24 protein-coding genes, 1 rRNA gene and 1 pseudogene are annotated in these 25,105 nt (G+C 75.2%); 21 read left to right on the top strand and 5 right to left on the bottom strand.

What is annotated here, in order from left to right; genetic code table 11:
- Positions 1-58 precede the first annotated feature (58 nt).
- The 4 genes from rpmI to GD880_RS18450 are packed head-to-tail and all read left to right on the top strand — an operon-like array spanning position 59 to position 2,322.
- Complete coding sequence (rpmI, locus tag GD880_RS18465) at positions 59-253, top strand: 50S ribosomal protein L35 (protein ID WP_152203338.1); 195 nt, start codon at positions 59-61, stop codon at positions 251-253.
- Between the two features lie 29 nt (positions 254-282).
- A complete protein-coding gene (gene rplT / locus GD880_RS18460; RefSeq protein ID WP_152203339.1) occupies positions 283-663 on the top strand; it encodes a 50S ribosomal protein L20 in 381 nt (126 codons plus the stop codon).
- 35 nt (positions 664-698) lie between these two features.
- On the top strand, positions 699-1,640 hold the full coding sequence (locus GD880_RS18455) for a TrmH family RNA methyltransferase (protein ID WP_152233079.1): 942 nt from the start codon (positions 699-701) through the stop codon (positions 1,638-1,640).
- Positions 1,633-2,322, top strand: a complete 690-nt coding sequence (locus tag GD880_RS18450) for a nucleoside/nucleotide kinase family protein (protein WP_226909812.1) — start codon at positions 1,633-1,635, stop codon at positions 2,320-2,322. The genes GD880_RS18455 and GD880_RS18450 overlap by 8 nt, the downstream gene beginning before the upstream one ends.
- Here the strand turns inward: GD880_RS18450 and GD880_RS18445 are convergent.
- Together GD880_RS18445 and GD880_RS18440 are read right to left on the bottom strand one after the other, a co-directional pair.
- Positions 2,315-3,175: a PfkB family carbohydrate kinase gene (locus GD880_RS18445; RefSeq protein WP_152233078.1), complete on the bottom strand. Its 861-nt coding sequence runs from the start codon at positions 3,173-3,175 to the stop codon at positions 2,315-2,317. The two genes, GD880_RS18450 and GD880_RS18445, sit on opposite strands and share 8 nt — an antisense overlap.
- Positions 3,176-3,203: 28 nt before the next feature.
- Positions 3,204-3,608, bottom strand: coding sequence for a CBS domain-containing protein (locus tag GD880_RS18440; RefSeq protein WP_319593277.1), 405 nt, complete (start codon positions 3,606-3,608; stop codon positions 3,204-3,206).
- 119 nt (positions 3,609-3,727) lie between these two features.
- Here GD880_RS18440 and GD880_RS18435 point away from each other — a divergent pair, with 119 nt between their 5' ends.
- The 7 genes and pseudogenes from GD880_RS18435 to GD880_RS18405 all read left to right on the top strand — a co-directional run bounded on the left by GD880_RS18435 (position 3,728) and on the right by GD880_RS18405 (position 10,554).
- The gene (locus GD880_RS18435) at positions 3,728-3,973 is read left to right on the top strand and encodes a hypothetical protein (RefSeq protein ID WP_152233076.1); all 246 of its coding nucleotides are present in this window, start codon (positions 3,728-3,730) and stop codon (positions 3,971-3,973) included.
- Positions 3,974-3,997: 24 nt separating this feature from the next.
- Complete coding sequence (locus GD880_RS18430; protein WP_152233075.1) at positions 3,998-4,618, top strand: 2'-5' RNA ligase family protein; 621 nt, start codon at positions 3,998-4,000, stop codon at positions 4,616-4,618.
- Positions 4,619-4,728: 110 nt separating this feature from the next.
- A pseudogene (locus GD880_RS18425) lies at positions 4,729-5,109 on the top strand (VOC family protein); the annotation flags it as partial.
- A 344-nt stretch (positions 5,110-5,453) separates the two neighbouring features.
- Positions 5,454-6,512, top strand: coding sequence for a phenylalanine--tRNA ligase subunit alpha (gene pheS / locus GD880_RS18420; protein ID WP_152233073.1), 1,059 nt, complete (start codon positions 5,454-5,456; stop codon positions 6,510-6,512).
- Between the two features lies 1 nt (position 6,513).
- Positions 6,514-9,144 carry a phenylalanine--tRNA ligase subunit beta gene (gene pheT / locus GD880_RS18415; protein WP_152233072.1) on the top strand — a complete coding sequence of 877 codons (2,631 nt, stop codon included), beginning with the start codon at positions 6,514-6,516 and terminating at the stop codon, positions 9,142-9,144.
- Positions 9,144-9,989, top strand: coding sequence for an SDR family NAD(P)-dependent oxidoreductase (locus GD880_RS18410; protein ID WP_152233071.1), 846 nt, complete (start codon positions 9,144-9,146; stop codon positions 9,987-9,989). The genes pheT and GD880_RS18410 overlap by 1 nt, the downstream gene beginning before the upstream one ends.
- A 40-nt stretch (positions 9,990-10,029) precedes the next feature.
- Complete coding sequence (locus GD880_RS18405; protein ID WP_152233070.1) at positions 10,030-10,554, top strand: flavodoxin domain-containing protein; 525 nt, start codon at positions 10,030-10,032, stop codon at positions 10,552-10,554.
- Between the two features lie 15 nt (positions 10,555-10,569).
- Here GD880_RS18405 and GD880_RS18400 read toward each other — a convergent pair whose 3' ends face one another.
- Positions 10,570-11,553, bottom strand: a complete 984-nt coding sequence (locus GD880_RS18400) for a quinone oxidoreductase family protein (RefSeq protein WP_152233069.1) — start codon at positions 11,551-11,553, stop codon at positions 10,570-10,572.
- Between the two features lie 101 nt (positions 11,554-11,654).
- Here GD880_RS18400 and argC point away from each other — a divergent pair, with 101 nt between their 5' ends.
- Genes argC through GD880_RS18370 form a run of 6 tightly spaced genes read left to right on the top strand, consistent with a single transcriptional unit; the run spans position 11,655 to position 17,959 of the window.
- Entirely contained in the window at positions 11,655-12,719 is a 1,065-nt protein-coding gene (argC, locus tag GD880_RS18395) for an N-acetyl-gamma-glutamyl-phosphate reductase (RefSeq protein WP_152233068.1), read from the top strand.
- Complete coding sequence (gene argJ, locus GD880_RS18390; protein WP_152233067.1) at positions 12,716-13,879, top strand: bifunctional glutamate N-acetyltransferase/amino-acid acetyltransferase ArgJ; 1,164 nt, start codon at positions 12,716-12,718, stop codon at positions 13,877-13,879. Before argC ends, argJ begins: the two co-directional genes overlap by 4 nt.
- The gene (gene argB / locus GD880_RS18385) at positions 13,876-14,823 is read left to right on the top strand and encodes an acetylglutamate kinase (protein WP_152233066.1); all 948 of its coding nucleotides are present in this window, start codon (positions 13,876-13,878) and stop codon (positions 14,821-14,823) included. Before argJ ends, argB begins: the two co-directional genes overlap by 4 nt.
- A complete protein-coding gene (locus tag GD880_RS18380; RefSeq protein WP_152233065.1) occupies positions 14,820-16,067 on the top strand; it encodes an acetylornithine transaminase in 1,248 nt (415 codons plus the stop codon). The genes argB and GD880_RS18380 overlap by 4 nt, the downstream gene beginning before the upstream one ends.
- Positions 16,068-16,096: 29 nt before the next feature.
- A complete protein-coding gene (locus GD880_RS18375) occupies positions 16,097-16,627 on the top strand; it encodes an arginine repressor (protein ID WP_152233101.1) in 531 nt (176 codons plus the stop codon).
- Positions 16,628-16,678: 51 nt separating this feature from the next.
- A complete protein-coding gene (locus tag GD880_RS18370) occupies positions 16,679-17,959 on the top strand; it encodes an argininosuccinate synthase (protein WP_152233064.1) in 1,281 nt (426 codons plus the stop codon).
- A gap of 84 nt (positions 17,960-18,043) precedes the next feature.
- Here GD880_RS18370 and argF read toward each other — a convergent pair whose 3' ends face one another.
- Entirely contained in the window at positions 18,044-19,069 is a 1,026-nt protein-coding gene (gene argF / locus GD880_RS18365; RefSeq protein ID WP_152233063.1) for an ornithine carbamoyltransferase, read from the bottom strand.
- A 26-nt stretch (positions 19,070-19,095) separates the two neighbouring features.
- Positions 19,096-20,373 (bottom strand): arginine deiminase, encoded by a 1,278-nt coding sequence (locus tag GD880_RS18360; protein WP_152233062.1) that lies wholly within the window; start codon positions 20,371-20,373, stop codon positions 19,096-19,098.
- A 146-nt stretch (positions 20,374-20,519) separates the two neighbouring features.
- On the opposite strand from GD880_RS18360, the gene argH reads away from it, so the two are divergent.
- From argH to GD880_RS18340, 4 genes are all read left to right on the top strand, one after another.
- Entirely contained in the window at positions 20,520-22,001 is a 1,482-nt protein-coding gene (argH, locus tag GD880_RS18355) for an argininosuccinate lyase (RefSeq protein ID WP_152233061.1), read from the top strand.
- Positions 22,002-22,084: 83 nt separating this feature from the next.
- Positions 22,085-22,744: a DNA-3-methyladenine glycosylase gene (locus GD880_RS18350; RefSeq protein ID WP_405002764.1), complete on the top strand. Its 660-nt coding sequence runs from the start codon at positions 22,085-22,087 to the stop codon at positions 22,742-22,744.
- Positions 22,745-22,939: 195 nt separating this feature from the next.
- Complete coding sequence (gene tyrS, locus GD880_RS18345) at positions 22,940-24,208, top strand: tyrosine--tRNA ligase (protein ID WP_152233059.1); 1,269 nt, start codon at positions 22,940-22,942, stop codon at positions 24,206-24,208.
- A gap of 826 nt (positions 24,209-25,034) precedes the next feature.
- Positions 25,035-25,105 (top strand): 16S ribosomal RNA (locus tag GD880_RS18340); the annotation flags it as partial.

Genomic DNA, 25,105 nt, shown 5'->3' with positions numbered 1-25,105 from the left:
CCCGCCGGCCCGGGGCAGGAGAGATCTGTGCCGCCGGCGCAGCAACCGAGGGACGAACATGCCGAAGATGAAGACGCACTCCGGTGCGAAGAAGCGCTTCCGGACCACCGGCAGCGGCAAGCTGATGCGCGAGCAGGCCAACAAGCGCCACCTGCTCGAGCACAAGTCGAGCCGGCGGACCCGCCGCCTGTCGCAGGACCAGGTCGTCGCCCCGGCCGACACCAAGAAGATCAAGAAGCTGCTCGGCAAGTAACGCCGCCCCCCACCTAGAAGGAGACTGACGTGGCACGCGTCAAGCGGGCGGTCAACGCCCAGAAGAAGCGCCGCACGACCCTCGAGCGCGCCAGCGGCTACCGCGGCCAGCGCTCGCGCCTGTACCGCAAGGCGAAGGAGCAGGTCACCCACTCGATGACCTACTCCTACCGCGACCGCCGGGCCCGCAAGGGCGACTTCCGTCGCCTGTGGATCCAGCGCATCAACGCCGCGGTGCGCGCGGAGGGCATGACCTACAACCGCTTCATCCAGGGCCTCCACGCCGCGGGTGTCGAGGTGGACCGCCGCATGCTCGCCGAGCTGGCCGTGTCCGACAGCGCCGCGTTCGCCGCGCTCGTCGCCACCGCCCGCGAGGCGCTGCCCGCGGACGTCAACGCCCCGGCCGCCTGAGCCGGACTCAGGTCCGCCCCAGCGGCGGAACACCCATGACCGAGCGCCTGGACGCCCAGCTGACCAACCCCCGCGCCGAGCGGGTGCGACGGGTCGGCGGGCTGTCCAGGCGCTCGGCGCGTCGACGGCACGGGCAGTTCCTCGTCGAGGGCCCCCAGGGCGTGCGCGAGGCCGTCGTCCACGCCGCGCGCCAGGTGCGCGACGTCTACCTCACCCCAGCCGCGGCCGACCGGCACCCGGAGATCGTCGCCGCCGCCCGCGCCGCCCGGCTCCACCTGCACACCGCCACCGCCGACGTCCTGGACGCGATGAGCGAGGACGCCCAGGGCGTCCTCGCCGTCCTCGACGCCGCCGGCGCCACCACCTCCGCCACCCTCGAGGACCTCGCCGCCGTCGAGGGCGCCGCGCCCCGCCTCGTGGCCGTCCTGGCCGGGGTCGCCGACCCGGGCAACGCGGGCACCGTCATCCGCGCCGCCGACGCCGCCGGCGCCGACGCCGTCGTGCTCACCGCGGGCAGCGTGGAGGCGCTCAACCCCAAGGTCGTGCGCTCCACCGCCGGGTCGCTGTTCCACCTGCCCGTCGTCACCGGCGCCCCGCTGGACGCCACGCTCGCGGAGCTGCGCGCCCGTGGCGCCGCCGCCGGCGCCGCCCCCACGGTCCTCGCCGCCGACGCCGCGGGGGAGTGGGACCTCGACGAGCTGCAGGACCGTGCCCACTCCGCGGCCATCGGCGCCGCCACCACCTGGGACGACGCCCTGGCCGCCACGGAGCTGCTCGCCCCGGACCTGGCCGCGCCCACCGTGTGGGTGTTCGGCAACGAGGCGCACGGGCTCGCCCCGGCCGAGCGGGACGCCTGCGACGCCGTCGTGCGCGTGCCCATCCACGGCCTGGCCGAGTCGCTGAACCTGGCCACCGCGGCGACCCTGTGCCTGTACGCCTCGGCCCGCGCGCAGCGCCGCGGGGACGGGCGTGGCTGAGCCGGTCGCGCTCGAGGCCGCCCCCCACGACCTCGCGGCGCTGCTCGCGCGCGTCGCGGCGGTGCGCGAGCGTGGCGGCCTGGCGCGGGGCGGCCGGGCGCTGATCGGCCTCGTGGGCGCCCCGGGCGCCGGGAAGTCCACCGTCGCCGACCTGCTCGCCACCGCCCTGCGCGCGGCCGGCACCGATTGCGCCGTCGTCGGGATGGACGGCTTCCACCTCGCCCAGGCCGAGCTCGAGCGCCTCGGCCGGGCCGCCCGCAAGGGCGCGCCGGACACCTTCGACGCCGAGGGGTACGTGGCGCTGGTGCGCCGCATCCGGGTGCAGCGCCCGGACTCGCCCACGGTGTACGCCCCGCTGTTCGACCGGCACCTGGAGAACCCCGTCGGCAGCGCCGTGCCCGTCGTGGCCACCACCCCGGTGGTGCTCACCGAGGGCAACTACCTCCTGCTCGCGGACGAGCCGTGGCACCGCCTGCGCGCCCTGCTCGACGAGACCTGGTTCGTCGAGGCCGACGACGGCGACCGGCGCGCGCGCCTGCTCGCCCGCCACGTGGCCCACGGGCGCAGCCCCGAGGCCGCCCGCGCGTTCGCCGAGGGCTCGGACGAGCGCAACGCCCGGCTCATCGCCACCACGCGGGAGCGCGCCGACGTGGTCGTGCGCTGGCACACCGGGGTCAGCTAGCCGCCCAGCCCAGCGCGCCGGCGAAGCGCACCGAGCGGCTCGCCACCTCTGTCCCGCGTGCCAGCGCATCGCGCCACGACGCCCCGCCGGCCAGGTGAACCGCGACCGCCCCGTGCAGGACGTCGCCCGCGCCGAGGGAGTCGACGACCTCGCCCGCCGGCACCGCCGGCACGTCGAGGGCGTACCGGCGGCCCTCGTCCAGGACCGCCACCGGCCCCGCGCCGTGGGTCTGGGCGACCAGGCCGGGTCCGAGCCCGGCCGCCGCCGCCAGCACGTCCCCGGTTCCGCCGAGTCCGGCGGGCACGACGAAGTCCGCGGACACCACGGCGAGGTCCACGTGCGCGAGCAGCTCCTCCAGCCCCGGCTTCCACGACCCGCCGTCGAGCAGGACGACGACGCCGCGCGCCCGGGCCTGCGCGGCCAGCGCCACCTGGGCGGGCAGGAGGTGGCCGTCGACGAGCAGCGCGCCCGCGCCGTCGAGCACGCCCGGCGGGGGCGGCGCGGTGGGGCGCCCGACGGCGTTGGTCGAGACCACCGCCCGCTCGCCGGTGCCCGCGGTGACCAGCACGGTGGACAGCGCCGGACCCGCGGCGCCGGTGGCGACGTCGACCACGCCCACGCCGGCGGGCGCGAGCTGGGCGCGCACGAGGTCGGCGACGGGCCCGGGACCCAGCGCCGTCACCAGGGCGACGTCCCTGCCGAGGGCGGCGGCGGTGCGGGCGGCGTTCGCGGCGGGCCCGCCCACCTCCACCGCGAGGGAGCGGGCGACGACCTTCTCGTCCGGGCCGGGCAGGCGGTCGACGACCTGGGTGACGTCGAGGGTGATCAACCCGCAGCACACGACTCCGGCCATGCGCCGATCGTGGCACGGGCGGCCGGGGTCAGGTCGCCGGGCGGCCCTGCTGGACGTACTTGAACAGCTCGTCGCGCTCGTCCTGCAGCTCGTCGAGCCGCTGCTTGACGACGTCGCCGATGCTGACGATGCCGGCCAGGCGCCCGTCGGCGATCACCGGCAGGTGCCGCACCCGCCGGTCGGTCATCGTGCGGGCGAGGGCCTCGAGGTCGTCCTCCAGGCCGCAGGTGATCACGTCGGTGCTCATGACGTCCCGGACGCGGACCTCGCCCGGCGCGGCCCCGCGCCCGTGCAGCCGGGTGACGATGTCCCGCTCGCTGACGATCCCGTCCACCCGGGCGCCGTCGTCGGAGACGACGACCGCGCCGATGCGGTGGACCACCAGCAGCTCGACGACCTCGGCGACCGTGGCGTCGCCGCGGATGGTGGTCACGGTCGCGCCTTTGCGCCGAAGAACGTCTGAGATACGCATGCCGAACTGTACCGCACGGTGTGAGGGACGTCACTACTGGGGCGTTGACGACAGCCCGCCCGCGGAGGATCATCCGCGCCATGCGCGTCGTCCCGCTCGCGTCGCACGCCCGCTGGATCGAGGATCCGCGGGGCGGCGGGCGCGGGGTGCGCGTGAGCACCCACGACGACGCCGGGATGGTCGTGCTCAGCATGTGGCGCGCGGACGAGTGCGTCGCGACCGTGCGGCTGCGGGCCGAGGAGGCCGGGGAGCTCGTGGCCGCCCTCGCCGCGGCGCTGGCCCACCTCGCCGACGTCGCCGCCCCGGCCCAGCCCCGGGTCTGCTGAGCGCCGCGGTGCCACGATGAGGCGATGAGGCTCTTCGTCGCGCTCGCCCTGCCGGACGACGTCCAGCGCCACCTGGACCTCGCCACCGCCGCCCTTCTCGGGGACGAGGGGCGCCCCGGCCCGCACCCGCTGCGCTGGGTGCCGCTCGAGCAGCGGCACATCACCCTGGCCTTCTACGGCGAGGTGCCCGAGGGGGTGGTGCCGGAGCTGCGCGGCGAGCTCGCCCGGGCGCTGGCCGGCTTCGCCCCGCTGCGGCTGCAGCTGCGCGGCGCCGGGGTCTTCTCCCGGCGCACCCTGTGGATCGGGGTGCAGCAGCAGCGCCCCGACGACGCGGCCCCGCCCGGTCCCGGCCGCGGCGAGCCGGACGGGCTCGTCACCCTCATGTCCGCCTGCGAGGACGTCGGTGAGCACTTCGCCCGCGTCGAGCGGCGCGACCGGCACCGCGCGCACGTCACCCTGGCCCGGCTCAGCGCGCGCCGTCCGGAGCCGGACGAGCTGGCCGGCCGCGCCCACGCGCTCTCGGTGTACGCCGGGCCGCCATGGACGGCCGGCACCGCCGACCTCGTCTCCTCCCGGCCGGGGGCCGGGAGGAGCGGCGGCCCGCTCTACGAGGTGGTCGACCGCTTCCCCCTCGGCGGCGGCTGACCCTTCCGCGTCCCGCCCGCCTGCCCTAGGCTGGCCCGCCCGGGCGCACCGCGGCCCCGGCGCCCGCGGGCGCACCGCCGCACCGACGCCCCTCGACGCGAGGAGAGGTCATGTCTGGACGCGTGGTGCACTTCGAGATCCCGTTCGACGACGCCGAGCGTGCCCGGCGCTTCTACCGCGAGGCCTTCGGCTGGCAGATCCAGGACCTGCCCGAGCTGAGCTACCACATGGTCACCACCGGCCCCACGCCCGAGGGCGGCGGGATGCCCACCGAGCCGGGCTACATCGGCGGCGGGATGATGCAGCGCCAGGGGGAGATCACCTCGCCCGTGGTCACCGTGGACGTCGAGGACATCGACGCCGCCCTCGAGACGATCGGTGCGCTGGGCGGACAGACGGTCCTCGGTCGGCAGCCGGTGGGCGACATGGGCTTCGCCGCGTACTTCCGCGACCCGGAGGGCAACGTCGTCGGGCTGTGGCAGACCGCCCGGGCTCGGGGGCAGGAGGCGTCCACGGCCACCGGGCAGGCGGGCCGGCAGCCGGGCGGCCAGCCGATGACCCCGGCGGAGGAGCTCGATGCCGCCCAGGGCGGCGGGGCGCAGGAGGGCGGTCCGACCACCGCCGAGCCGACCGGCTGAGCCGCGTGTGAGACGATGACCGCGTGCTCCGCGTCGTGACCGCCGTTTCCCGGCGATTTACCGGGCCCGCCCAGGGCCCGGTCCACGCGCGCTGAGACCTGCCCGGGCGGGCGCTGTTACTAGACTGACCCGCTGGCAGCGTGTGGCCCCTTCGAGGCGTGCCGCCCTGCCGATCCCGACCCGCCCGGAAGGTTTGCATGTCCGCTGACTCTGCCCCGATCTCCCCGCTGGACGAGCAGGCGGTGACCGCCGCGCTCGACGCCGGCCTCGCCGCCGTCGCCGCCGCGTCCTCCCTCGAGGCCCTCAAGGAGGCCCGCCTCGCCCACACCGGCGACCGCAGCCCCCTGGCCCTGGCCAACCGCGCCATCGGCGGCCTCGAGCCGAAGGACAAGGCCGCCGCCGGCAAGCTCGTCGGCCAGGCCCGCGGGCGCCTGACCAAGGCGATCGCCGCCCGCCAGGGTGAGCTCGAGGCCGAGCGCGACGCCGAGGTGCTGCGCACCGAGACCGTCGACGTCACCCTGCCCACCGACCGCGAGCCGTGCGGCGCCCGCCACCCGCTGGAGACCCTCATGGAGGACATCTCCGACTTCTTCGTGGCCATGGGCTGGGAGATCGCCGAGGGCCCCGAGGTCGAGCACGAGTGGTTCAACTTCGACGCCCTGAACTTCGGGCCGGACCACCCCGCCCGGCAGATGCAGGACACCTTCTACGTCGAGGGCCAGAGCCACCTGGTGCTGCGCACCCACACCTCCCCGGTGCAGGCGCGCACCATGCTCACCCGCGACGTGCCGATCTACATCGCCTGCCCCGGCAAGGTCTTCCGCACCGACGCCCTCGACGCCACCCACACCCCGGTGTTCCACCAGGTCGAGGGGCTCGCCGTGGACAAGGGCCTGACCATGGCGCACCTCAAGGGCACCCTGGACCACTTCGCCCGGGCGATGTTCGGGCCCGAGGCCCGCACCCGGCTGCGGCCGAGCTTCTTCCCCTTCACCGAGCCCAGCGCCGAGATGGACCTGTGGTTCCCGCAGAAGAAGGGCGGGGCCGGCTGGATCGAGTGGGGCGGGTGCGGGATGGTCAACCCCAACGTCCTGATCGCCGCCGGGATCGACCCCGAGGTCTACTCCGGCTTCGCCTTCGGCATGGGCGTCGAGCGCACCCTCATGCTGCGCCACGGCATCGCCGACATGCACGACATGGTCGAGGGCGACATCCGTTTCTCCCAGCAGTTCGGCACCACCGGAAGGGGCAACTGACATGCCGTACGTCCCGCTGACCTGGCTCGCCGAGCACACCGCGGTGCCCGCCGGCACCACCGCCGCCGACCTCGCCGCCGCCCTGGTCCGGGTCGGCCTGGAGGAGGAGCGCATCGTCCCGCCGCAGGTGACCGGCCCGCTCGTCGTCGGCCGCGTGCTCACCGTGGCCAAGGAGGAGCAGAAGAACGGCAAGACGATCAACTACTGCCGCGTCGACGTCGGGGCGCACAACGACGCCCCCGGCACCGGGAAGGAGCCGTCGCACCTGCCCAGCCGCGGCATCATCTGCGGCGCGCACAACTTCGCCGAGGGCGACCACGTCGTCGTCGCCCTGCCCGGCGCCGTCCTGCCCGGGCCGTTCCCCATCGCCTCGCGCAAGACCTACGGGCACGTCTCCGACGGCATGATCTGCTCGGCCCGCGAGCTCGGCATCGGCGAGGACCACTCCGGGATCATCGTCCTCGAGCGGATGCTCGGCGCCGACGCGGTCCCCGCGCCCGGCACCGACGCCCTCGGCCTGCTCGGCCTGGGCACCGAGGTCCTCGAGATCAACGTCACCCCCGACCGGGGCTACTGCTTCGCCATGCGCGGCGTGGCCCGGGAGTACTCCCACGCCACCGGCGCCGCGTTCACCGACCCCGGCCTGCCAGAGAACCTCCCGGGCGGGGGCGTGCCGGCGGCGACGCCGGACGGCTTCCCCGTCGAGGTCGACGACGCCGCCCCGCTCAACCGCGTCCCCGGCTGCGACCGGTTCGTCACCCGCGTCGTGCGCGGCGTCGACCCGGCCGCCCCGTCGCCGGAGTGGCTGCAGGAGCGGCTCGTCCAGGCCGGCATGCGGCCGATCTCCCTCGCCGTGGACGTGACGAACTACGTCATGCTCGACCTCGGCCAGCCGCTGCACGCCTACGACCTGGCCAAGGTGGCCGGCCCGATCGTCGTGCGCCGGGCCGTCGCCGGGGAGACGCTGACCACCCTCGACGACGCCGAGCGCCGCCTCGACCCCGAGGACCTCCTCATCACCGACTCGCCCGGCGGCGCCCGCGGCGCCCGCGTGCTCGGCCTGGCCGGCGTCATGGGCGGGGCCGACACCGAGGTCTCCGCCACGACCACCGACGTCCTGATCGAGGCCGCCCACTTCGACCCCGTCTCCGTCGCCCGCACCGCCCGGCGCCACAAGCTGCCCACCGAGGCCGCCAAGCGCTTCGAGCGCGGGGTGGACACCGCCCTGCAGGCCGTCGCCGCCCAGCGGGTGGTCGACCTGCTCGTCGCGCACGGCGGCGGCACGGCGGACCCGGCCGTCTCGGACCTGGACACCACCACGGCGCCCGCGCCGATCGTCTTCGACCCGGCCGAGGCCACCCGCCTGGTCGGCGTGGCCTACCCGCGCGAGCAGGTCCTCGACCTCCTGCGCCAGATCGGCTGCGCCGTCGCCCCGGCCGCCGACCCGGCCACCACCGCCGACGACGACGGCGCCGACGACGCCACCGCCGCCCTCGCCGTCACCCCGCCCACCTGGCGTCCCGACCTCGTCGGGCCGGCCCACCTGGTCGAGGAGGTGGCCCGCCTGGCCGGCTACGACGAGATCCCCTCCGTCCTGCCCACCGCCCCGGCCGGGCACGGCCTGACCACCGCCCAGCGCCAGCGCCGCGACGTGGCCCGGGCGCTCGCCGAGCACGGCCTGACCCAGGTGCTGTCCTACCCCTTCATCGGCGACGTCCACGACAAGATGGGCCTGCCGGCCGAGGACCCGCGCCGCCGCGCGTTGCGGCTGGTCAACCCGCTGGCCGACGACGCCCCGGCGCTGCGCACCTCCCTGCTCGACACCCTGCTGGACACCGCCCGGCGCAACGTCAGCCGCGGCGCCGCCGAGCTGGGCGTCTTCGAGATCGGCCTGGTCACCCGGCCCGACGGGCTGGTGGCCGGGCAGGGACCGGGCGTGGACCGGCGCCCGACCGACGCGGAGCTCGCCGCCCTGCGCGCCGCGGTCCCGGCCCAGCCGCGCCACGTCGCCGGCGTCCTGGCCGGCCCGCGGGTGCCCGACGGCGTGTGGGGCCCGGGCCGTCCCGCCGACTGGGCCGACGCCGTCGAGGCCGCCCGGGTGGTCGCCCGCACGGTCGGGGTGGACCTGGGCGTGCGCGCCGGTGCCCAGGAGCCGTGGCACCCCGGGCGGTGCGCCGAGCTGGTGCTGCCCGGCGACGGGGAGCGGGTCGTCGGCCACGCCGGCGAGCTGCACCCCACGGCGTGCGAGGCGCTCGAGCTGCCCGCCCGCACGGTCGCCTTCGAGGTCGACCTCGACGCGGTGCTCGCCGCGAGCCCGGACGAGCCGCTGCAGGTCGCCCCCGTCTCGACCTTCCCGCCGGCCAAGGAGGACGTGGCGCTGGTCGTCGACGCCGCCGTGCCCGCGGGGGAGGTGCTCGCCGCGGTCCGAGAGGGCGCCGGCGAGCTGGCCGAGGAGGTCCGCCTCTTCGACGTCTTCACCGGCGAGCAGCTGGGCGCGGGCAAGAAGTCCCTGGCCTTCGCGCTGCGCCTGCGCGCCGCCGACCACACGCTCACGGCGGAGGAGACCGCCGCCGTGCGCACCCGGATCGTCAAGGTCGCCGGCCAGCGGGTCGGCGCCGTCCTGCGCAGCTGATGTCCACCCCGGTGCCGGGCGGGCGGCAGGGGCCGGTCGACCCCGTCGTCCCGCCCGCCCGCACCGCCCTGGTCACCGGCGCCTCCCGCGGGATCGGGCGGGCCCTGGCCGTCGGGCTCGCCCGGGCCGGGCTCGACGTGGCGGTGCTGGCCCGCGACGCGGAGAGGCTGGCCGCGACCGCGGCGGAGATCCGCGGCCTCGGCCGGCGCGCCGTGGCCGTGGCCGCGGACGTCACCGACCCCGCCGCGGTCACCGCGGCGGTCGAGACGGCCGCGGCCGGCCTGGGCCCGATCGACCTGCTGGTCAACAACGCCGGGCGCATCGACGCCGAGGTGCCGCTGTGGGAGGCCGACGCCGAGCAGTGGTGGTCGGTGGTGGAGACCAACGTGCGCGGCCCGTTCCTGCTGGCCCGCGCCGTGGTGCCCGGCATGCTCGCGCGCGGCGGCGGGCGGGTCATCGACCTCAGCTCCGGGGCCGGCACGCGCGACAACGCCGACGCCAGCGCCTACAACGTGGCCAAGACCGCCCTGTTCCGCCTCGGCGGCAGCATGCACGAGGCCGGCTACGTGCGCGGGCTGCGCACCTTCGAGCTGGCCCCCGGCGTCGTCGTCACCGACATGACCCGCTCCATGCGCGCCCACGCCGGGCGCACCAAGTGGACGGACGTGGCCGACGTCGTCGAGCTCGCCGTCGTCATCGCCCGCGGGGGCCTGGACGACCTGTCCGGCCGGTACCTGCGCGCCGGCACCGACACCCCGGCCTCGCTGCGCTTCCGGGCCTCCCTCGGCGAGCTGGGGGAGGCCCGGCGGCTGCGGGTGACCGACTGGCCCGACGCGAGGACATAGGTCCCCCTTTCGCCCCGCGGCCGGGCCGCACAGTGGAGGGATGAGAGTCCTCGTCGTCGTCGCGTCCAAGCACCGCGCCACCGCCGAGATCGGCGACGCCATCGTCGCCGAGCTGCGCGCCGCGGGGCTGCAGGTCCGGCGCGTGAGCCCCGCGGAGGTGCGCACCTTCGCCGGCGTCGACGCGGTCGTGCTCGGCTCGGCCGTGTACATGACGCAGTGGATGGAGTCGATGCGCGCCCTCGTGGCCCGCCACGCCGACGTGCTGCGCCGGCTGCCGGTGTGGGTCTTCTCCTCCGGGCTGGCCGGGGTGGCGGCCGGGGGAGAGGTGCCCGACCCGGCGCGGGCGTCGGCGCTCGTGCGCGGCATCGAGCCGTCGGGGTACGCGGCCTTCAAGGGGCGGCTGGACCCCGGGGCGCTGGGGCTGCGGGAGCGGGCGGTGACCCGGCTGGGCAGCGCCGCCGAGGGCGACTACCGCGAGTGGGACACGATCCGGGCCTGGGCCCGCGAGGTCGCCGGCGAGCTGCTCGCTCACGCCCCGGCCGAGCGCCCCCTCCTCCTGCGCTGATGCGTGCCCGAGCGGTCAGGGGACGAGCAGCACCTTGCCGGTGGTGCCCCGGCCCTCGAGCGCCTCGTGCGCCTGGCGCGCCTCGGCCAGCGGGAACCGCGCGCCCACGCGCACCGTCAGGCGCCCCGCGACCGCCGCGCCGAACACCTCCCCGGCCCGCCACAACAGCTCCTCCCGGTCCGCCACGTAGTCGGCCAGCTTGGGCCGGGTGACGAACGCCGACCCGACGCTGTTGAGCCGCTGGAGGTCGAACGGCGGCACCTGCCCGCTCGCGCCGCCGAAGAGCACGAGCATGCCGCGACGGCGCAGCGAGGCCAGCGAGGCGTCGAAGGTGGTGCGGCCCACGCCGTCGTACGCCACGTCGACGCCGGCGCCGCCGGTCAGCTCGCGCACGATCCCGGGCAGCTCGGCGGTGAGGTCGTCGAGCTCGGTGTAGCGCACGACCTCCGCGGCCCCGGCCTCGCGGGCCAGCACCTCCTTCTCCCGGCTGCCCACCAGGCCGATGACGCGGGCGCCGCGGGCGGTGGCCATCTGGGTGAGCAGCAGCCCGACGCCGCCGGCCGCGGCGGTCAGCAGCGCGGTCTGGCCGGGGCCGAGGGGGAACGTCGAGGCGACGAGGTAGTGCGCCGTCATGCCCTGCAGCGGCAGCGCCGCGGCGGTCTCCAGGTCCAGCCCGTCGGGGACCGGCAGCGCCGCCGCCGCCGGCACCAGGACCTGCTCCGCGTACGACGCGCGCGCGTCGGCCCACGCCACCCGGTCCCCGACCGCGACGTCGGTCACCCCCTCGCCGACCGCGGTCACCGTGCCGGCGCCCTCGGCACCCGGGACGTGCGGGAACGGCATGGGGTAGACGCCCGAGCGCTCGTAGGTGTCGCGGAAGTTCACCCCGGCGGCGGCGAGCCGGACGACCAGCTCGCCGGGCCGGGCGTGGGGCTCGGGCATGTCGACGACGGACAGGACCTCGGGGCCACCGGCTTCGGTGGCGTGGATGGCGCGCATGCGCCCAGGATGCCGCAACACCGTGACCGGCGGCACAGCGGGTGGCGGCGCCGTCACATGGCGAGACGCACACGACCGACCATGCATGACCCTGTATCGTTATGCAGGTGACATTCACTGCAGCGGTGGCCGGCGCCTCCGGCTACGCCGGTGGCGAGGTGCTGCGCCTCCTGCTGGGCCACCCGGAGATCGAGATCGGCGCGGTGACCGCGCACAGCAACGCGGGCCAGCGCCTCGGCGAGGCGCACCCCCACCTGCTGCCCCTGGCCGACCGCGTGCTCGCGCCCACCGACGCGGCCACCCTGGCCGGCCACGACGTCGTCGTCCTCGCGCTGCCCCACGGGCGCTCCGGCGAGATCGCCGCCGCGCTCGCCGACGCCGGCTCCGACGCCCTGGTCCTCGACTGCGGCGCGGACCACCGGCTGGCCGACGCCGCCGACTGGGAGCGGTTCTACGGCACCGCCCACGCCGGCACCTGGCCCTACGGCCTGCCCGAGCTCATCCTCGCCGACCAGGGCGCCCGCCAGCGCGACCAGCTGCGCGGCGCCCGCCGCGTCGCGGTGCCCGGCTGCAACGTCACCGCCGTCACCCTGGCCCTCCAGCCCGGCGTGGCCACCGGCGTGGTGGACCCGGCCGACGTCGTCGCCGTGCTGGCCGTGGGCTACTCCGGCGCCGGCAAGGCCGCCACGACCCACCTGCTCGCCGCCGAGGCGCTCGGCTCCCTGGCCCCCTACGCCGTCGGCGGCACCCACCGGCACGTGCCCGAGATCGAGCAGAACCTGCGCGCCGCCGGCGCCGGGCGGGTGCGGCTGTCCTTCACCCCGGTCCTGGCCCCGGTCTCGCGCGGCATCCTCGCCACGGTGACGGCGCCGCTGACCGCCGGCATCATGCCCGCCACCGTGCGCGCCGCCTGGGAGCAGTACTACGCCGACGAGCCCTTCGTGCACCTGCTGCCCGAGGGCACCTGGCCGACCACCGCGATGGTCACCGGCGCCAACACCGCCCTGGTCCAGGTGGCGGTGGACGAGCGGGCCGGTCGCGTCGTCGCCCTGTGCGCCATCGACAACCTCGTCAAGGGCACCGCCGGCGCAGCGGTGCAGTCCATGAACCTCGCCCTCGGCCTGCCCGAGACCGCGGGCCTGTCCACCGTGGGGGTCGCCCCGTGAGCGTCACCGCACCCCGGGGCTTCCGCGCCGCCGGCGTCACCGCCGGGCTCAAGGCGTCCGGCAAGCCCGACCTCGCCCTCGTGGTCAACGACGGGCCCGAGCACGTCGCCGCCGGCGTCTTCACCTCCAACCGGGTGGTGGCCGCCCCGGTGCTGTGGTCGAGGACCGCGGTCGGCGACGGCGTCGCTCGCGCCGTCGTCCTCAACTCCGGCGGCGCCAACGCCTGCACCGGCCCGGAGGGCTTCGCCGACGCCCACCGCACCGCCGAGCACGTCGCCTGCGCCCTCGACCTCTCCGCCGGGGACGTCCTCGTCTGCTCCACCGGCCTGATCGGCGAGCGGCTGGACCTGCCGGCCCTGCTCGCCGGGGTCGACGCCGCCGCGCTCGCGCTCGCCCCCGACGGCGGGCCCGCCGCGGCGACGGCGATCATGACCACCGACACCGTGCCCAAGGAGGTCGTCGTCGAGCGCGGCGCCTGGCGGGTCGGCGGCATGGCGAAGGGGGCCGGCATGCTCGCCCCCGGCCTGGCCACCATGCTGTGCGTGCTCACCACCGACGCGGTCGTCGCCGCCGCCGACGCCGACGCCGCGCTGCGCGCGGCCACCGCCGTGACGTTCGACCGGGTCGACTCCGACGGGTGCATGTCCACCAACGACACCGTGGTGCTGCTCGCCTCGGGCGCCTCCGGCGAGCGCGTCGGTGCCGCCGAGCTCGGCGAGGCGGTCACCGCCGCCTGCGCCACGCTCGCCCGGGCCCTGGTGGCCGACGCCGAGGGCGCCAGCCACGACATCGCCGTCACCGTCCGCGGCGCCACCACCGAGGCCGCCGCGGTGGCCGTCGCCCGGGCGGTGACCCGGTCCAACCTGTTCAAGGCCGCCGTGTTCGGCAACGACCCCAACTGGGGCCGGGTGCTCTCCGCGGTGGGCACCGTGCCGGTCGAGGTCGCCCCATTCGACGCCGACGCCGTGGACGTGGCGATCAACGGGGTGCTCGTCTGCCGCGCCGGCGGGGTGGGGGAGGACCGCGCCCTGGTCGACCTCGCCGCCGGCCGCGAGGTGCGCGTGGACGTCGACCTGCACGCCGGCGACGCCGCGGCCACCGTCTGGACCAACGACCTCACGCACGACTACGTCCACGAGAACAGCGCGTACTCCACATGAGCGAGCACACCACCTTCAGCCCCGGTCCCTCCGAGGACCTCGACACCGAGCGGGACCTCTTCGCCTTCCAGAAGGCCGAGGTCCTCATCCAGGCGCTGCCCTGGCTGCGGCGCTTCTCCGGCGCCCGCGTCGTGATCAAGTACGGCGGCAACGCCATGGTCGACGACCGCCTCAAGCGCGCCTTCGCCCAGGACGTGCTGTTCCTGCACCAGGTGGGCCTGCACCCGGTCGTCGTCCACGGCGGCGGGCCGCAGATCAACCAGCTGCTCGACCGCCTCGGGCTCGTCTCGGAGTTCCGCGGCGGGCTGCGGGTGACCACCCCCGAGGTCATGGACGTGGTGCGCATGGTGCTCACCGGGCAGGTCCAGCGCGAGCTCGTCAGCCTGCTCAACGCCGAGGACGCCCACGCCGTCGGCCTGTCGGGCGAGGACGGTCAGCTGCTGGTCGCCGAGCGGCGCCCCGCGCTCGTGGACGGCGAGCCGGTCGACGTCGGCCTCGTGGGCGACGTCGTCGCCGTCGACCCCCAGGCGGTCGAGGACCTGCTCGCCGCCGGCCGCATCCCTGTGGTCTCCACCGTCGCCGTCGACGCCGGCGAGCCCGGCCAGGTGCTCAACGTCAACGCCGACACCGCCGCCGCGGCGCTGGCGGTCGCGCTCGGCGCGACCAAGCTCGTCGTGCTCACCGACGTCGAGGGCCTCTACGCCGCCTGGCCGGACCGCGCCTCGCTCATCAGCCAGCTGCGCGCCGGCGAGCTCGAGGCCCTGCTGCCCGCGCTGCAGTCCGGGATGGTGCCGAAGATGGAGGCGTGCCTGCGCGCGGTGCGCGGCGGCGTGCCGCAGGCGCACGTCATCGACGGGCGCCAGGAGCACTCGATGCTGCTGGAGATCTTCACCGATGCCGGGGTGGGCACGCTCGTCCTCCCGGACGAGGAGGGACAGGCATGACCGAACCGACCACCACCTCCGCCGCGACCGGGCCGGGCTGGGCCCAGCGCTACGGCGCGGCGCTGATGAACACCTTCGGCGCCCCGCAGCGGGTGCTCGTGCGCGGCGAGGGCGCCTACGTGTGGGACGCCGACGGGCGGCGCTACCTCGACCTGCTCGGCGGCATCGCCGTCAACGCCCTGGGCCACGCCCACCCGGCCTACGTCGCCGCGGTGACCGAGCAGCTGGGCACCCTGGGGCACGTGTCGAACTTCTTCGCCACCCCGGCCCAGGTCGGCCTGGCCGAGAAGCTCCTGGCGCTGGTCACCCCCGGCGGGGCGCCGGCCGGCTCGCGGGTCTTCTTCGCCAACTCCGGCACCGAGGCCAACGAGGCCGCGCTCAAGATGGCCCGCCGCCACGGCGGCGCCGCCCGGCCGCGGGTCCTGGCCCTGGAGGGCGCCTTCCACGGCCGGACCATGGGGGCGCTGGCCCTGACCCACAAGGCCGCCTACCGCGAGCCGTTCGAGCCGCTGCCCGGCGGGGTGGAGTTCGTGCCCTTCGGCGACCTCGCCGCCCTCGAGGCGGCGATGGGCGACGACGTCGCCGCGGTGTTCCTCGAGCCGATCCAGGGCGAGGCCGGCGTGCGCCCGCTGCCGCCGGGCTACCTCGCCCGGGCCCGGGAGCTGACCAGCGCCGCGGGTGCCCTGCTCGTCCTCGACGAGATCCAGTCCGGGATGGGCCGCACCGGGACGTGGATGGCCCACCACCTGCCGCACGTCGGCGGCGGGGTGGTGCCCGACGTCGTCACCCTCGCCAAGGGCCTGGGCGGGGGCTTCCCCATCGGCGCCGCGGTGGCCCTCGGCGAGCACGCCGCCACGCTGCTCGGCCCCGGCCAGCACGGCACCACCTTCGGCGGCAACCCGGTGGCCGCCGCCGCCGCGCTCGCCGTCATCGGCGTCATCGAGGACGAGGGCCTGCTCGCGCACGTGGCCGAGCTGGGCACCTGGCTGCGCGAGAAGCTCGCCGGCCTCGGCCACGCCCGCCTCGCCGGGGTGCGCGGGGAGGGCCTGCTCATCGCCGCCGAGCTGACCGAGCCGGTGGCCGCGCAGGTGGCCGCGGCGCTGCTCGACGCCGGGTTCATCGTCAACCCGGTGCGCGCGGACGCCCTGCGCCTGGCCCCGCCGCTGGTGCTGACCACCGCGCAGGCGCAGTCCTTCCTCGACGCCCTGCCCGCCGCGCTCGACGCCGCCGGGACCCGGCCGTGAGCGCGGACCTGGGGGAGCCGACCAGCCGGATGCCGGCCACCAAGGCGGCCCGGCACGCCGTCATCGCCGAGATCCTCGAGCGCACCCCGGTGCGCTCGCAGTCCGAGCTGCGCGAGGCGCTGGCCGCCCGCGGCATCCAGGCCACCCAGGCCACGCTCTCGCGCGACCTGGACGAGCTGCGCGCGCTGAAGGTCCGCGGGGTCGACGGCGAGCAGGTCTACGCGCTGCCCCCGGAGGGCGGCACCGCCCAGCCCGTCAGCGAGCAGGAGCAGATCGCGGCGCGGCTGCAGCGCTGGTGCGCCGAGGTGCTCGTCACCGCGGACACCGCCGCGAACCAGGTGGTGCTGCGCACCCCGCCGGGCGCCGCCCAGCTGCTGGCCTCCGCCATCGACCACTCCGTCCTGCCCGGCGTGCTCGGCTGCATCGCCGGGGACGACACCGTCCTCGTCATCGCCCGGGACGCCGCGGCCGCCCAGGCGCTGACCACCCGCCTGCTCGCCCTCGCCGGGCGCGGGCGGCCCCAGCCTCCGGGCCCGGGCGCCACGCCCGCCGCCCTCTGACACTCCCGCGGGCACCAGCCGCGCGGGACCGAACCACCAGGAGAAGACCCCATGACCGCCACCCAGACCCAGCCCGAGTCCACCACATCGCCGAAGAAGGACCGCGTCGTCCTGGCCTACTCCGGCGGCCTGGACACCTCCGTCGCGATCGGCTGGATCGGCGAGCGCACCGGCGCGGAGGTCATCGCCGTGGCCGTCGACGTCGGCCAGGGCGGGGAGGACCTCGAGGTCGTCCGTCAGCGGGCGCTGGACTGCGGCGCGGTCGAGGCCTATGTGGCCGACGCCCGCGACGAGTTCGCCGAGGAGTACTGCATGCCGGCGCTGCGCGCCAACGCCCTGTACATGGACGCCTACCCGCTGGTCTCGGCGCTCTCCCGCCCCGTCATCGTCAAGCACCTCGTGCGCGCCGCCCGGCAGTTCGGCGCCACCACCGTCGCCCACGGCTGCACCGGCAAGGGCAACGACCAGGTCCGCTTCGAGGTCGGCATCACCTCCCTCGCGCCGGACGTGCGCTGCATCGCCCCGGTGCGCGACCTCGCCCTGACCCGCGACGTCGCCATCGAGTACGCGAACAAGCACGACCTGCCCATCGCCACGACCAAGCACAACCCCTTCTCCATCGACCAGAACGTCTGGGGCCGGGCCATCGAGACCGGCTTCCTCGAGGACATCTGGAACGCGCCGACCAAGGACGTCTTCAACTACACCGACGACCCCACCTACCCGCCGGCGCCGGACGAGGTCGTCATCTCCTTCGCCCAGGGCGTCCCGGTCGCCATCGACGGCCAGAAGGTCACCCCGCTGCAGGCGATCCAGGAGCTCAACCGCCGCGCCGGCGCGCAGGGGATCGGCCGCATCGACATCGTCGAGGACCGCCTGGTGGGCATCAAGTCCCGCGAGGTCTACGAGGCCCCGGGGGCCATGGTGCTCATCGCCGCCCACAAGGAGCTCGAGAACGTCACCCTCGAGCGCGAGCAGGCCCGCTTCAAGCGCGGAATCGGCCAGCGCTGGACCGAGCTCGTCTACGACGGCCAGTGGTTCTCCCCGCTGAAGAAGTCGCTCGACGCCTTCATCGACGACACCCAGCGCTACGTCTCCGGCGACATCCGCCTGGTGCTCCACGGCGGGCGGGCGACCGTCACCGGCCGGCGCAGCGAGCAGAGCCTGTACGACTTCAACCTGGCCACCTACGACACCGGCGACGCCTATGACCAGTCCCAGTCCAAGGGCTTCATCGAGATCTTCGGGATGACCTCGAAGCTCGCCGCGGCCCGCGACGTCAAGTTCGGCAACGGCGTCGAGCTCGGCACCGGCGACCTCGCCGCCGAGTAGCGCCTCCGGGCGCGAGAGGTCATCTGCTCGGTGAGACGCCCATCTCACCGAGCAGATGGCCTCTCACCGGCGGGCGGGGCGGTGTCACGACGCCGGCGCGGCCAGCGTCGCGACGAGCACGGCCTTGATGGTGTGCATCCGGTTCTCCGCCTGGTCGAAGACGATCGAGGCGGGGGACTCGAATACCTCGTCGGTGACCTCGAGGGCGTCCAGGCCGGTGCGGGCGTAGATGTCCCGGCCCAGCGAGGTGCCCAGGTCGTGGAAGGCCGGCAGGCAGTGCATGAACTTCACGTCCGGGTTGCCCGTGGCGGCCAGGAGGTCGGCGTTGACCTGGTAGTCGCGCAGCAACGCGATGCGCTCGTCCCACGCCTCCTTCTTCTCGCCCATGGACACCCACACGTCGGTGTAGACGAAGTCCACGCCCCGCACGCCCGCGGCGACGTCGTCGGTGACCGTGAGGCGGGCGCCGGTGCGGGCGGCCACCTCGCGGGCCTGGGCGACCACGCCGGCCTCGGGCTGGAGCCCGGCCGGGGCGACCAGGCGCACGTCCATGCCGAGCATGGCCCCGGCGACCAGCAGCGAGTGGGCGGTGTTGTTCCGGGCGTCGCCGACGTAGGCGAAGGCGATCTCCTCGTCGGCCTTGGCCCGGCCGTCGACGGCGGCGTGCTCGCGCATCGTCAGCTGGTCGGCGAGCATCTGGGTGGGGTGCCACTCGTCGGTCAGGCCGTTGAAGACGGGCACGCCGGCGTGGGCGGCGAGGGTCTCGACGTCGGCCTGGCGGGCGCCGCGGTACTCGATGCCGTCGAAGAAGCGCCCCAGCACCCGGGCCGTGTCCTTGAAGGACTCCTTGTGCCCGATCTGGGAGCCGGCCGGGTCGAGGTAGGTCACGTGGGCGCCCTGGTCGTGGGCGGCGACCTCGAACGCGGTGCGGGTGCGGGTGGAGGTCTTCTCGAAGATCAGGGCGATGTTGCGGCCGGCGAGGCGGCGCTCCTCCCGGCCGGCCTTCTTGGCCGCCTTGAGGTCGGCCGCCAGGTCGAGCAGCGAGCGCCACTCCCCGGGCGTGAAGTCCAGCTCCTTGAGGAAGCTCCGTCCGTGCAGGTCGCTGGTCACGCCTTCTACCCCTGTTCGCCTCGGTGTCAGATGCCCTCCCGGATCGTAGGGCAGCTCATGCAGTGCGGGCCGCCGCGTCCGCGGCCGAGCTCCCCGCCCGGCACGACGACGACCTCGATGCCCATGTCCCGCAGGTAGGCGTTCGCGGTGGCGTTGCGGTCGTAGGTCACGACGAGGCCGGGGGACAGGGCGAGGGCGTTGCACCCGTCGCCCCACTGCTCGCGGGCGGCGGCGTGGGCGTCCTGCTCGGGGGTGAGGATGCGCAGGCCCGTGACGCCCATCGCCTCGGCGATGGCCGCGTGCATGTGCTCGGGCTCGTGGTGGACCACCCGCAGCCCGTCGGGACCGGGGGTGAGCGTGGAGGACGGCAGCATGCCCAGGCCCGCGTACTTGAGGAAGGAGCGCTGGTCGACCATGGTCATGACCGTGTCGAGGTGCATGAACGCGCGCGCCTTGGGCATGGTCAGCGCCACGACCCGGTCCGCCGCCCCGGCCGCGAACAGCCGGGCGGCGAGCAGCTCCACCCCCTGCGGGGTGGTGCGCTCGCCCATGCCGACGAGCACGGTGCCGCCCCCGAGCACGAGCACGTCCCCGCCCTCGACGGTGGCGCGCGCGTCGGCCAACGGCGCCGACCAGCGGTGGTGGGCACGGCCGGCAAACCTCGGGTGCCAGCGGTAGATCGCCTCGTAGTGGACGGACTCGCGCACCCGGGCGGGCATCCGCATGTGGTGGACGGCGACGGCGTCGTACACCCACGAGGAGGTGTCCCGGGTGAACAGGTGGTTCGGCAGCGGCGGCAGCACGAGGGCGTCGAGGGCGAGGTCGTGGAGCACGAGCGAGCGGGGTGCGGCGATGCGGTCGAGCATCTCGCGCTTGGTCAGCCCGCCCAGGAGCACCTCGGCGAGCTCGGCGTCGTCCATCGCCTGCGCCATCTCCCGCAGCGCCGGCGCGGCGCTGGGCCCGTAGAGGCGGCCGCCGAAGGTGTGGTCGACGACGTAGGCCCGCGCCTCGGGCACCGCCAGGGTCTCGCGCAGCAGATCGCTGAGGTGGAGGACCTCCGCCCCCACCCCGGCCAGCGCCGCGGTGAACTCGTCGTGCTCCTCCTGGGCGCGGCGGACCCACAGCAGGTCGTCGAAGAGCAGCTCGTCCTTGTTCTGCGGGGTCAGCCGCAGCAGCTCGCGGCCGGGTCGGTGGACGATCACCTGACGCAGCCGCCCCACCTCCGAGGCGACCTCGAGCGGCGGGGACGACGGCGCGGGCGCCTCGGCGGGGACCGGCTCCGGTGCGGGGGTCTCCCTCAGCATGTCTCCTCGCTCGGCTGGGCGGCGGTGCTCGTGGCACACCGTCTCACGGCCCACCGACGCGGGAAAGGCGAACAGCTCGGCCGCGAGCGTCGTCGGCGGCGTGGACGGGTGTGCGCCGCACGGCCCGGGCACGGCAAGATCGCCCCATGGACACCTCCTCCGCCGACCAGCCCACCCCCGCCGCGCACCTCAGCCTGTGGGGCGGGCGCTTCGCCGGCGGGCCGGCCGACGCCCTGGCCGCCCTGAGCAAGTCCACCCCCTTCGACTGGCGCCTGGCCCGCTACGACATCGCCGGCTCCCGCGCCCACGCCCGGGTGCTGCACCGTGCCGGCCTGCTCGACGACGCCGAGCTGGCCGGCATGCTCGACGCCCTGGACCGGCTCGACGCCGACGTCGCCTCCGGCGCGTTCGCCCCCGCGCCCGACGACGAGGACGTGCACACCGCCCTCGAGCGCGGGCTCATCGAGCGGGCCGGGGCGCACCTGGGAGGCAAGCTGCGCGCCGGCCGCTCGCGCAACGACCAGATCGCGACCCTCGTGCGGCTGTACCTGCGCGACAGCGCCCGGGACCTGGCGGCAGGCGTGCTCGACGTCGTCGACGCCCTCGTCGCCCAGGCGGCCGCCCACCCCGACGCCGTCATGCCCGGGCGCACCCACATGCAGCACGCCCAGCCCGTGCTGCTCGCCCACCACCTCCTCGCGCACGCCTGGCCGCTGCTGCGCGACGTGCAGCGCTGGGTGGACTGGGACGTCCGCGCCGCCGTCTCCCCCTACGGCTCGGGGGCGCTCGCGGGCTCCTCGCTCGGCCTGGACCCCGACGCCGTCGCCGCCGACCTCGGCTTCGCCGCGGCGGTGGAGAACTCCATCGACGGCACCGCCGCGCGCGACGTCGTCGCCGAGTTCGCGTTCGTGGCGGCGATGACGGGCGTGGACCTCTCGCGGCTGAGCGAGGAGGTCATCGTCTGGGCCACCAAGGAGTTCGGGTTCGTGCGCCTCGACGACGCCTACTCCACCGGCTCGTCGATCATGCCGCAGAAGAAGAACCCCGACGTCGCCGAGCTGGCCCGCGGCAAGGCCGGCCGGCTGATCGGCGACCTCGCCGGCCTCCTGGCCACCCTCAAGGGCCTGCCCCTGGCGTACAACCGGGACCTGCAGGAGGACAAGGAGCCCGTCTTCGACGGCGTGGACACCCTCGAGCTGCTGCTGCCCGCCGTCGCCGGGATGGTCGCAACCCTGACCTTCGACACGGAGCGGATGGCGGCGCTCGCGCCGCAGGGCTTCTCGCTGGCCACCGACGTGGCGGAGTGGCTCGTGCGCCAGGGCGTGCCCTTCCGTGAGGCCCACGAGGTGGCCGGCGCGTGCGTGCGCGAGTGCGAGGGCCAGGGCAAGGAGCTGTGGGACCTCACCGACGCCGAGCTCGCCGCCATCAGCTCGCACCTCACGCCGGCCGTGCGGGAGGTCCTCACCGTGGAAGGCTCGATCGCCTCGCGCGACGGGCACGGCGGCACCGCGCCGGTGCGGGTCGTCGAGCAGCTGGCCCGCGCCGCCGACCGCGCGGGGACCCTGCGCGTCTGGGCGGAGGGCGCCGACGAGGAGACGCGCGACGCGGAGGAGCCGACGACGGCGTGAGCGGCGCGGCCGACGGCGCGGAGGCCCGGGGCGACGGCGGGTTCGTCGCCGCCCCCCGGGGTCGCGGGGAGGACTGGGCGGCGCTGCTGCGCCGCCCCGCCCTCGACGTCGCCCCGCGCCTGCTCGGGTCGGTGCTCACGGTCCGCGAGCACGCCGGGCCGGGCCGCGCGGCGCGGCCCGCGGACGCCGCGGGCCACGGCGACCGGGGCCCGGCCGGGGTCGTCTCCGTCCGCCTCACCGAGGTCGAGGCCTACAGCGGGGAGCTGGATCCCGGCTCGCACGCCTTCCGGGGCCGCACCACCCGCAACGCGCCGATGTTCGAGGTCGGCGGGCGGCTGTACGTGTACTTCTCCTACGGCATGCACTGGTGCGCCAACCTCGTGTGCGGGCCCGCCGGACAGGCGTCCGCCGTGCTGCTGCGTGGCGCCGAGGTGGTCGCCGGGCACGACCTGGCCCGGGTGCGTCGCCGGGCCGCGCGCTCCGACCGCGACCTCGCCCGCGGACCGGCGCGGCTGGCCCAGAGCCTGGGCCTGACCGGCGCCGACAGCGGCCTGGTGCTCGCGCCCGGCGGCCGCGCCGAGCTGGAGCTGCGCGCCGCGGTGGACCCCGCGCGCCTGCGGACCGGGCCGCGGGTGGGCGTGGCCGGACCCGGCGGCGACGCCGGCCGGTACCAGTGGCGCTTCTGGATCGACGGCGAGGCCACCGTCTCCACGTACCGGCCGGCCGCGCCGCGCCGCCGATGACGCGGCCGGCGCCCGCGCCGCAACCGGTCGAGCCCGCGCTGGGTGGGGCAGCTCAGCGAGCCTCGGACCGACCGAGGTTCGGCGGCGGCGTGACCCGGCTCCCGGGGCCCGGATGCGGGGCTTCGCCGTCGGGCGCGGCACACTGGTAGGCGTGTCCGGGGACAGGTCCCGGGCGGAACGACGAGAGGCACAAGAGTGACTGACATCCTCGACGAGCTCCAGTGGCGCGGGCTGCTGGCACAGTCAACCGACATCGACGCGCTGCGCTCGGTGCTGGCCGAGGGTCCGGTCACCTTCTATTGCGGTTTCGACCCGACGGCGCCGAGCCTGCACATCGGGAACCTTGTCCAGATCCTGACGGTGCGGCGCCTGCAGCTGGCCGGCCACCGGCCCCTGGCGCTCGTCGGCGGGGCCACGGGCCTCATCGGCGACCCGAAGATGACCGGCGAGCGCACGCTCAACGAGCGCGACGTCGTCGCGGGGTGGGTCGAGCGCATCCGGGCACAGATCGAGCCGCTGCTGGACTTCGACGGACCCCACGCCGCCCAGATGGTCAACAACCTCGACTGGACCGCCGGGCTGTCAGCGATCGACTTCCTCCGGGACGTCGGCAAGCACTTCCGGCTCGGGACCATGCTCGCCAAGGACACGGTGGCACGCCGGCTGGCCAGCGACGACGGGATCTCCTTCACCGAGTTCAGCTACCAGATCCTCCAGGGCATGGACTACCTGGAGCTCCACCGCCGCTACGGGTGCGTGCTCGAGACCGGCGGCAACGACCAGTGGGGCAACCTGCTGTCCGGCGTCGAGCTGGTCCGCAAGGTGGAGGGGGCCGTCGTGCACGCGCTCACCACGCCCCTCATCACCAAGGCGGACGGGACCAAGTTCGGCAAGACCGAGTCCGGCACCGTATGGCTCGATCCCGAGCTGACCACGCCGTACGCCTTCTACCAGTTCTGGCTCAACACCGCCGACGCCGACGTCGTGCACTACCTCAAGGTCTTCACCTTCCGCTCCAGGGAGGAGCTCGAAGCGCTCGAGCGGGCCGTCGCCGAGCGCCCGCAGGCGCGCGAGGCGCAGCGTGCGCTGGCCGAGGACGTCACCGCCCTCGTCCACGGCCCGGGGGCAGCCGAGCGGGTGCGGCGGGCCTCGCAGGCCCTGTTCGGCCGGGACGACCTCCGCGAGCTGGACGGCGTGACCCTGCGCGACGCGGTCGCCGAGCTGCCCCGCGGCGAGGTGGCGGTGGGGGAGTCCACCGTCGTCGACCTCCTGCTGTCCACGGGCCTGGAGAAGGGACGTTCCGCGGCCCGCCGCACCATCGCGAGCGGTGGGGCCTACCTCAACAACGAGAAGATCGAGGACGAGGACCGCGTGCTCACCGACCAGGACCTCCTCGACGGGGGCTACGCCCTGGTCCGCAAGGGACGCCGGCACCTCGCGGTCGGCGTGGCCGCGCAAGGCTGACAGCCGCGGGCGGCCGCTCGCATCGGCGACTGACATGGCGGGTCGGGACCACGGTCCCGACCCGCCATGTTGCGTACTGCCGGCCCGGGGATCAACGGGGACGCGGTTCGGCCGACGCACGGGACGCGGACATGCACCCCGGTGCGGACGCAAGCCGGCGCGCCGGGCGTCGCCGTGTGCGGAGCGTCTCGCCCGCTCCCAGGCCCGTCAAGAGGGCCGACCGGGACCGCGGAGCGTGTAAAACCGCAGGTCAGGAGCGCGTTCACGTGTCGGCCACCTCGGTGAAACCTGAAGTTGACGCCCCCTGCGGAGCCCCGTAATGTACTTCCTGCTGCTCCGGACGGGAGGCACGGACGAGAGGCCGACAGGCGCTCGAGGCCGGTTCCACCAGACGCAGAACCTCCAACAACAATGCACCGGTGACATCGTCGTCGGTAAATGTCGTGCGAGGGACCATCTGAATCGCGGCCTAACCGCCGGTGAGATCACATCACCGGGTTTTGACGGCCGGGAATCGAATGGTTAAGATAGAGAGGTTGCCCCGGAGGGGTCGGGAACGTGGTTTCCGGGTCTGATGGTGTGTGTCTGTTCTTTGAGAACTCAACAGTGTGCCAAGTTTTTGATGCCATATGGATTCGTGGGCGTCGCTGGCCGGGCCGAGGGTCTGGTGTGGTGGTGTCCGCGGGTTTTGTTTTGTTTTGGTTACGCGCCTTCTGCCTGCCTCGTCGGGTGGGGGTGTGATGCCATGGATTGACCCGTCCGGGTTTGCCCGGGGGGTTGTCTTCGTATGGTTTGTCGCCCTCTTTTGGGGGTTTGGCAGCATTTTTTTACGGAGAGTTTGATCCTGGCTCAGGACGAACGCTGGCGGCGTGCTTAACACATGCAAGTCGAACGATG

Origin of the sequence: Georgenia ruanii, from assembly GCF_009193175.1 — a bacterium.
Classification (GTDB): domain Bacteria; phylum Actinomycetota; class Actinomycetes; order Actinomycetales; family Actinomycetaceae; genus Georgenia; species Georgenia ruanii.
Note: the sequence above shows the minus strand (reverse complement) of the source record. Positions and strands in the feature narration are given on the sequence as shown.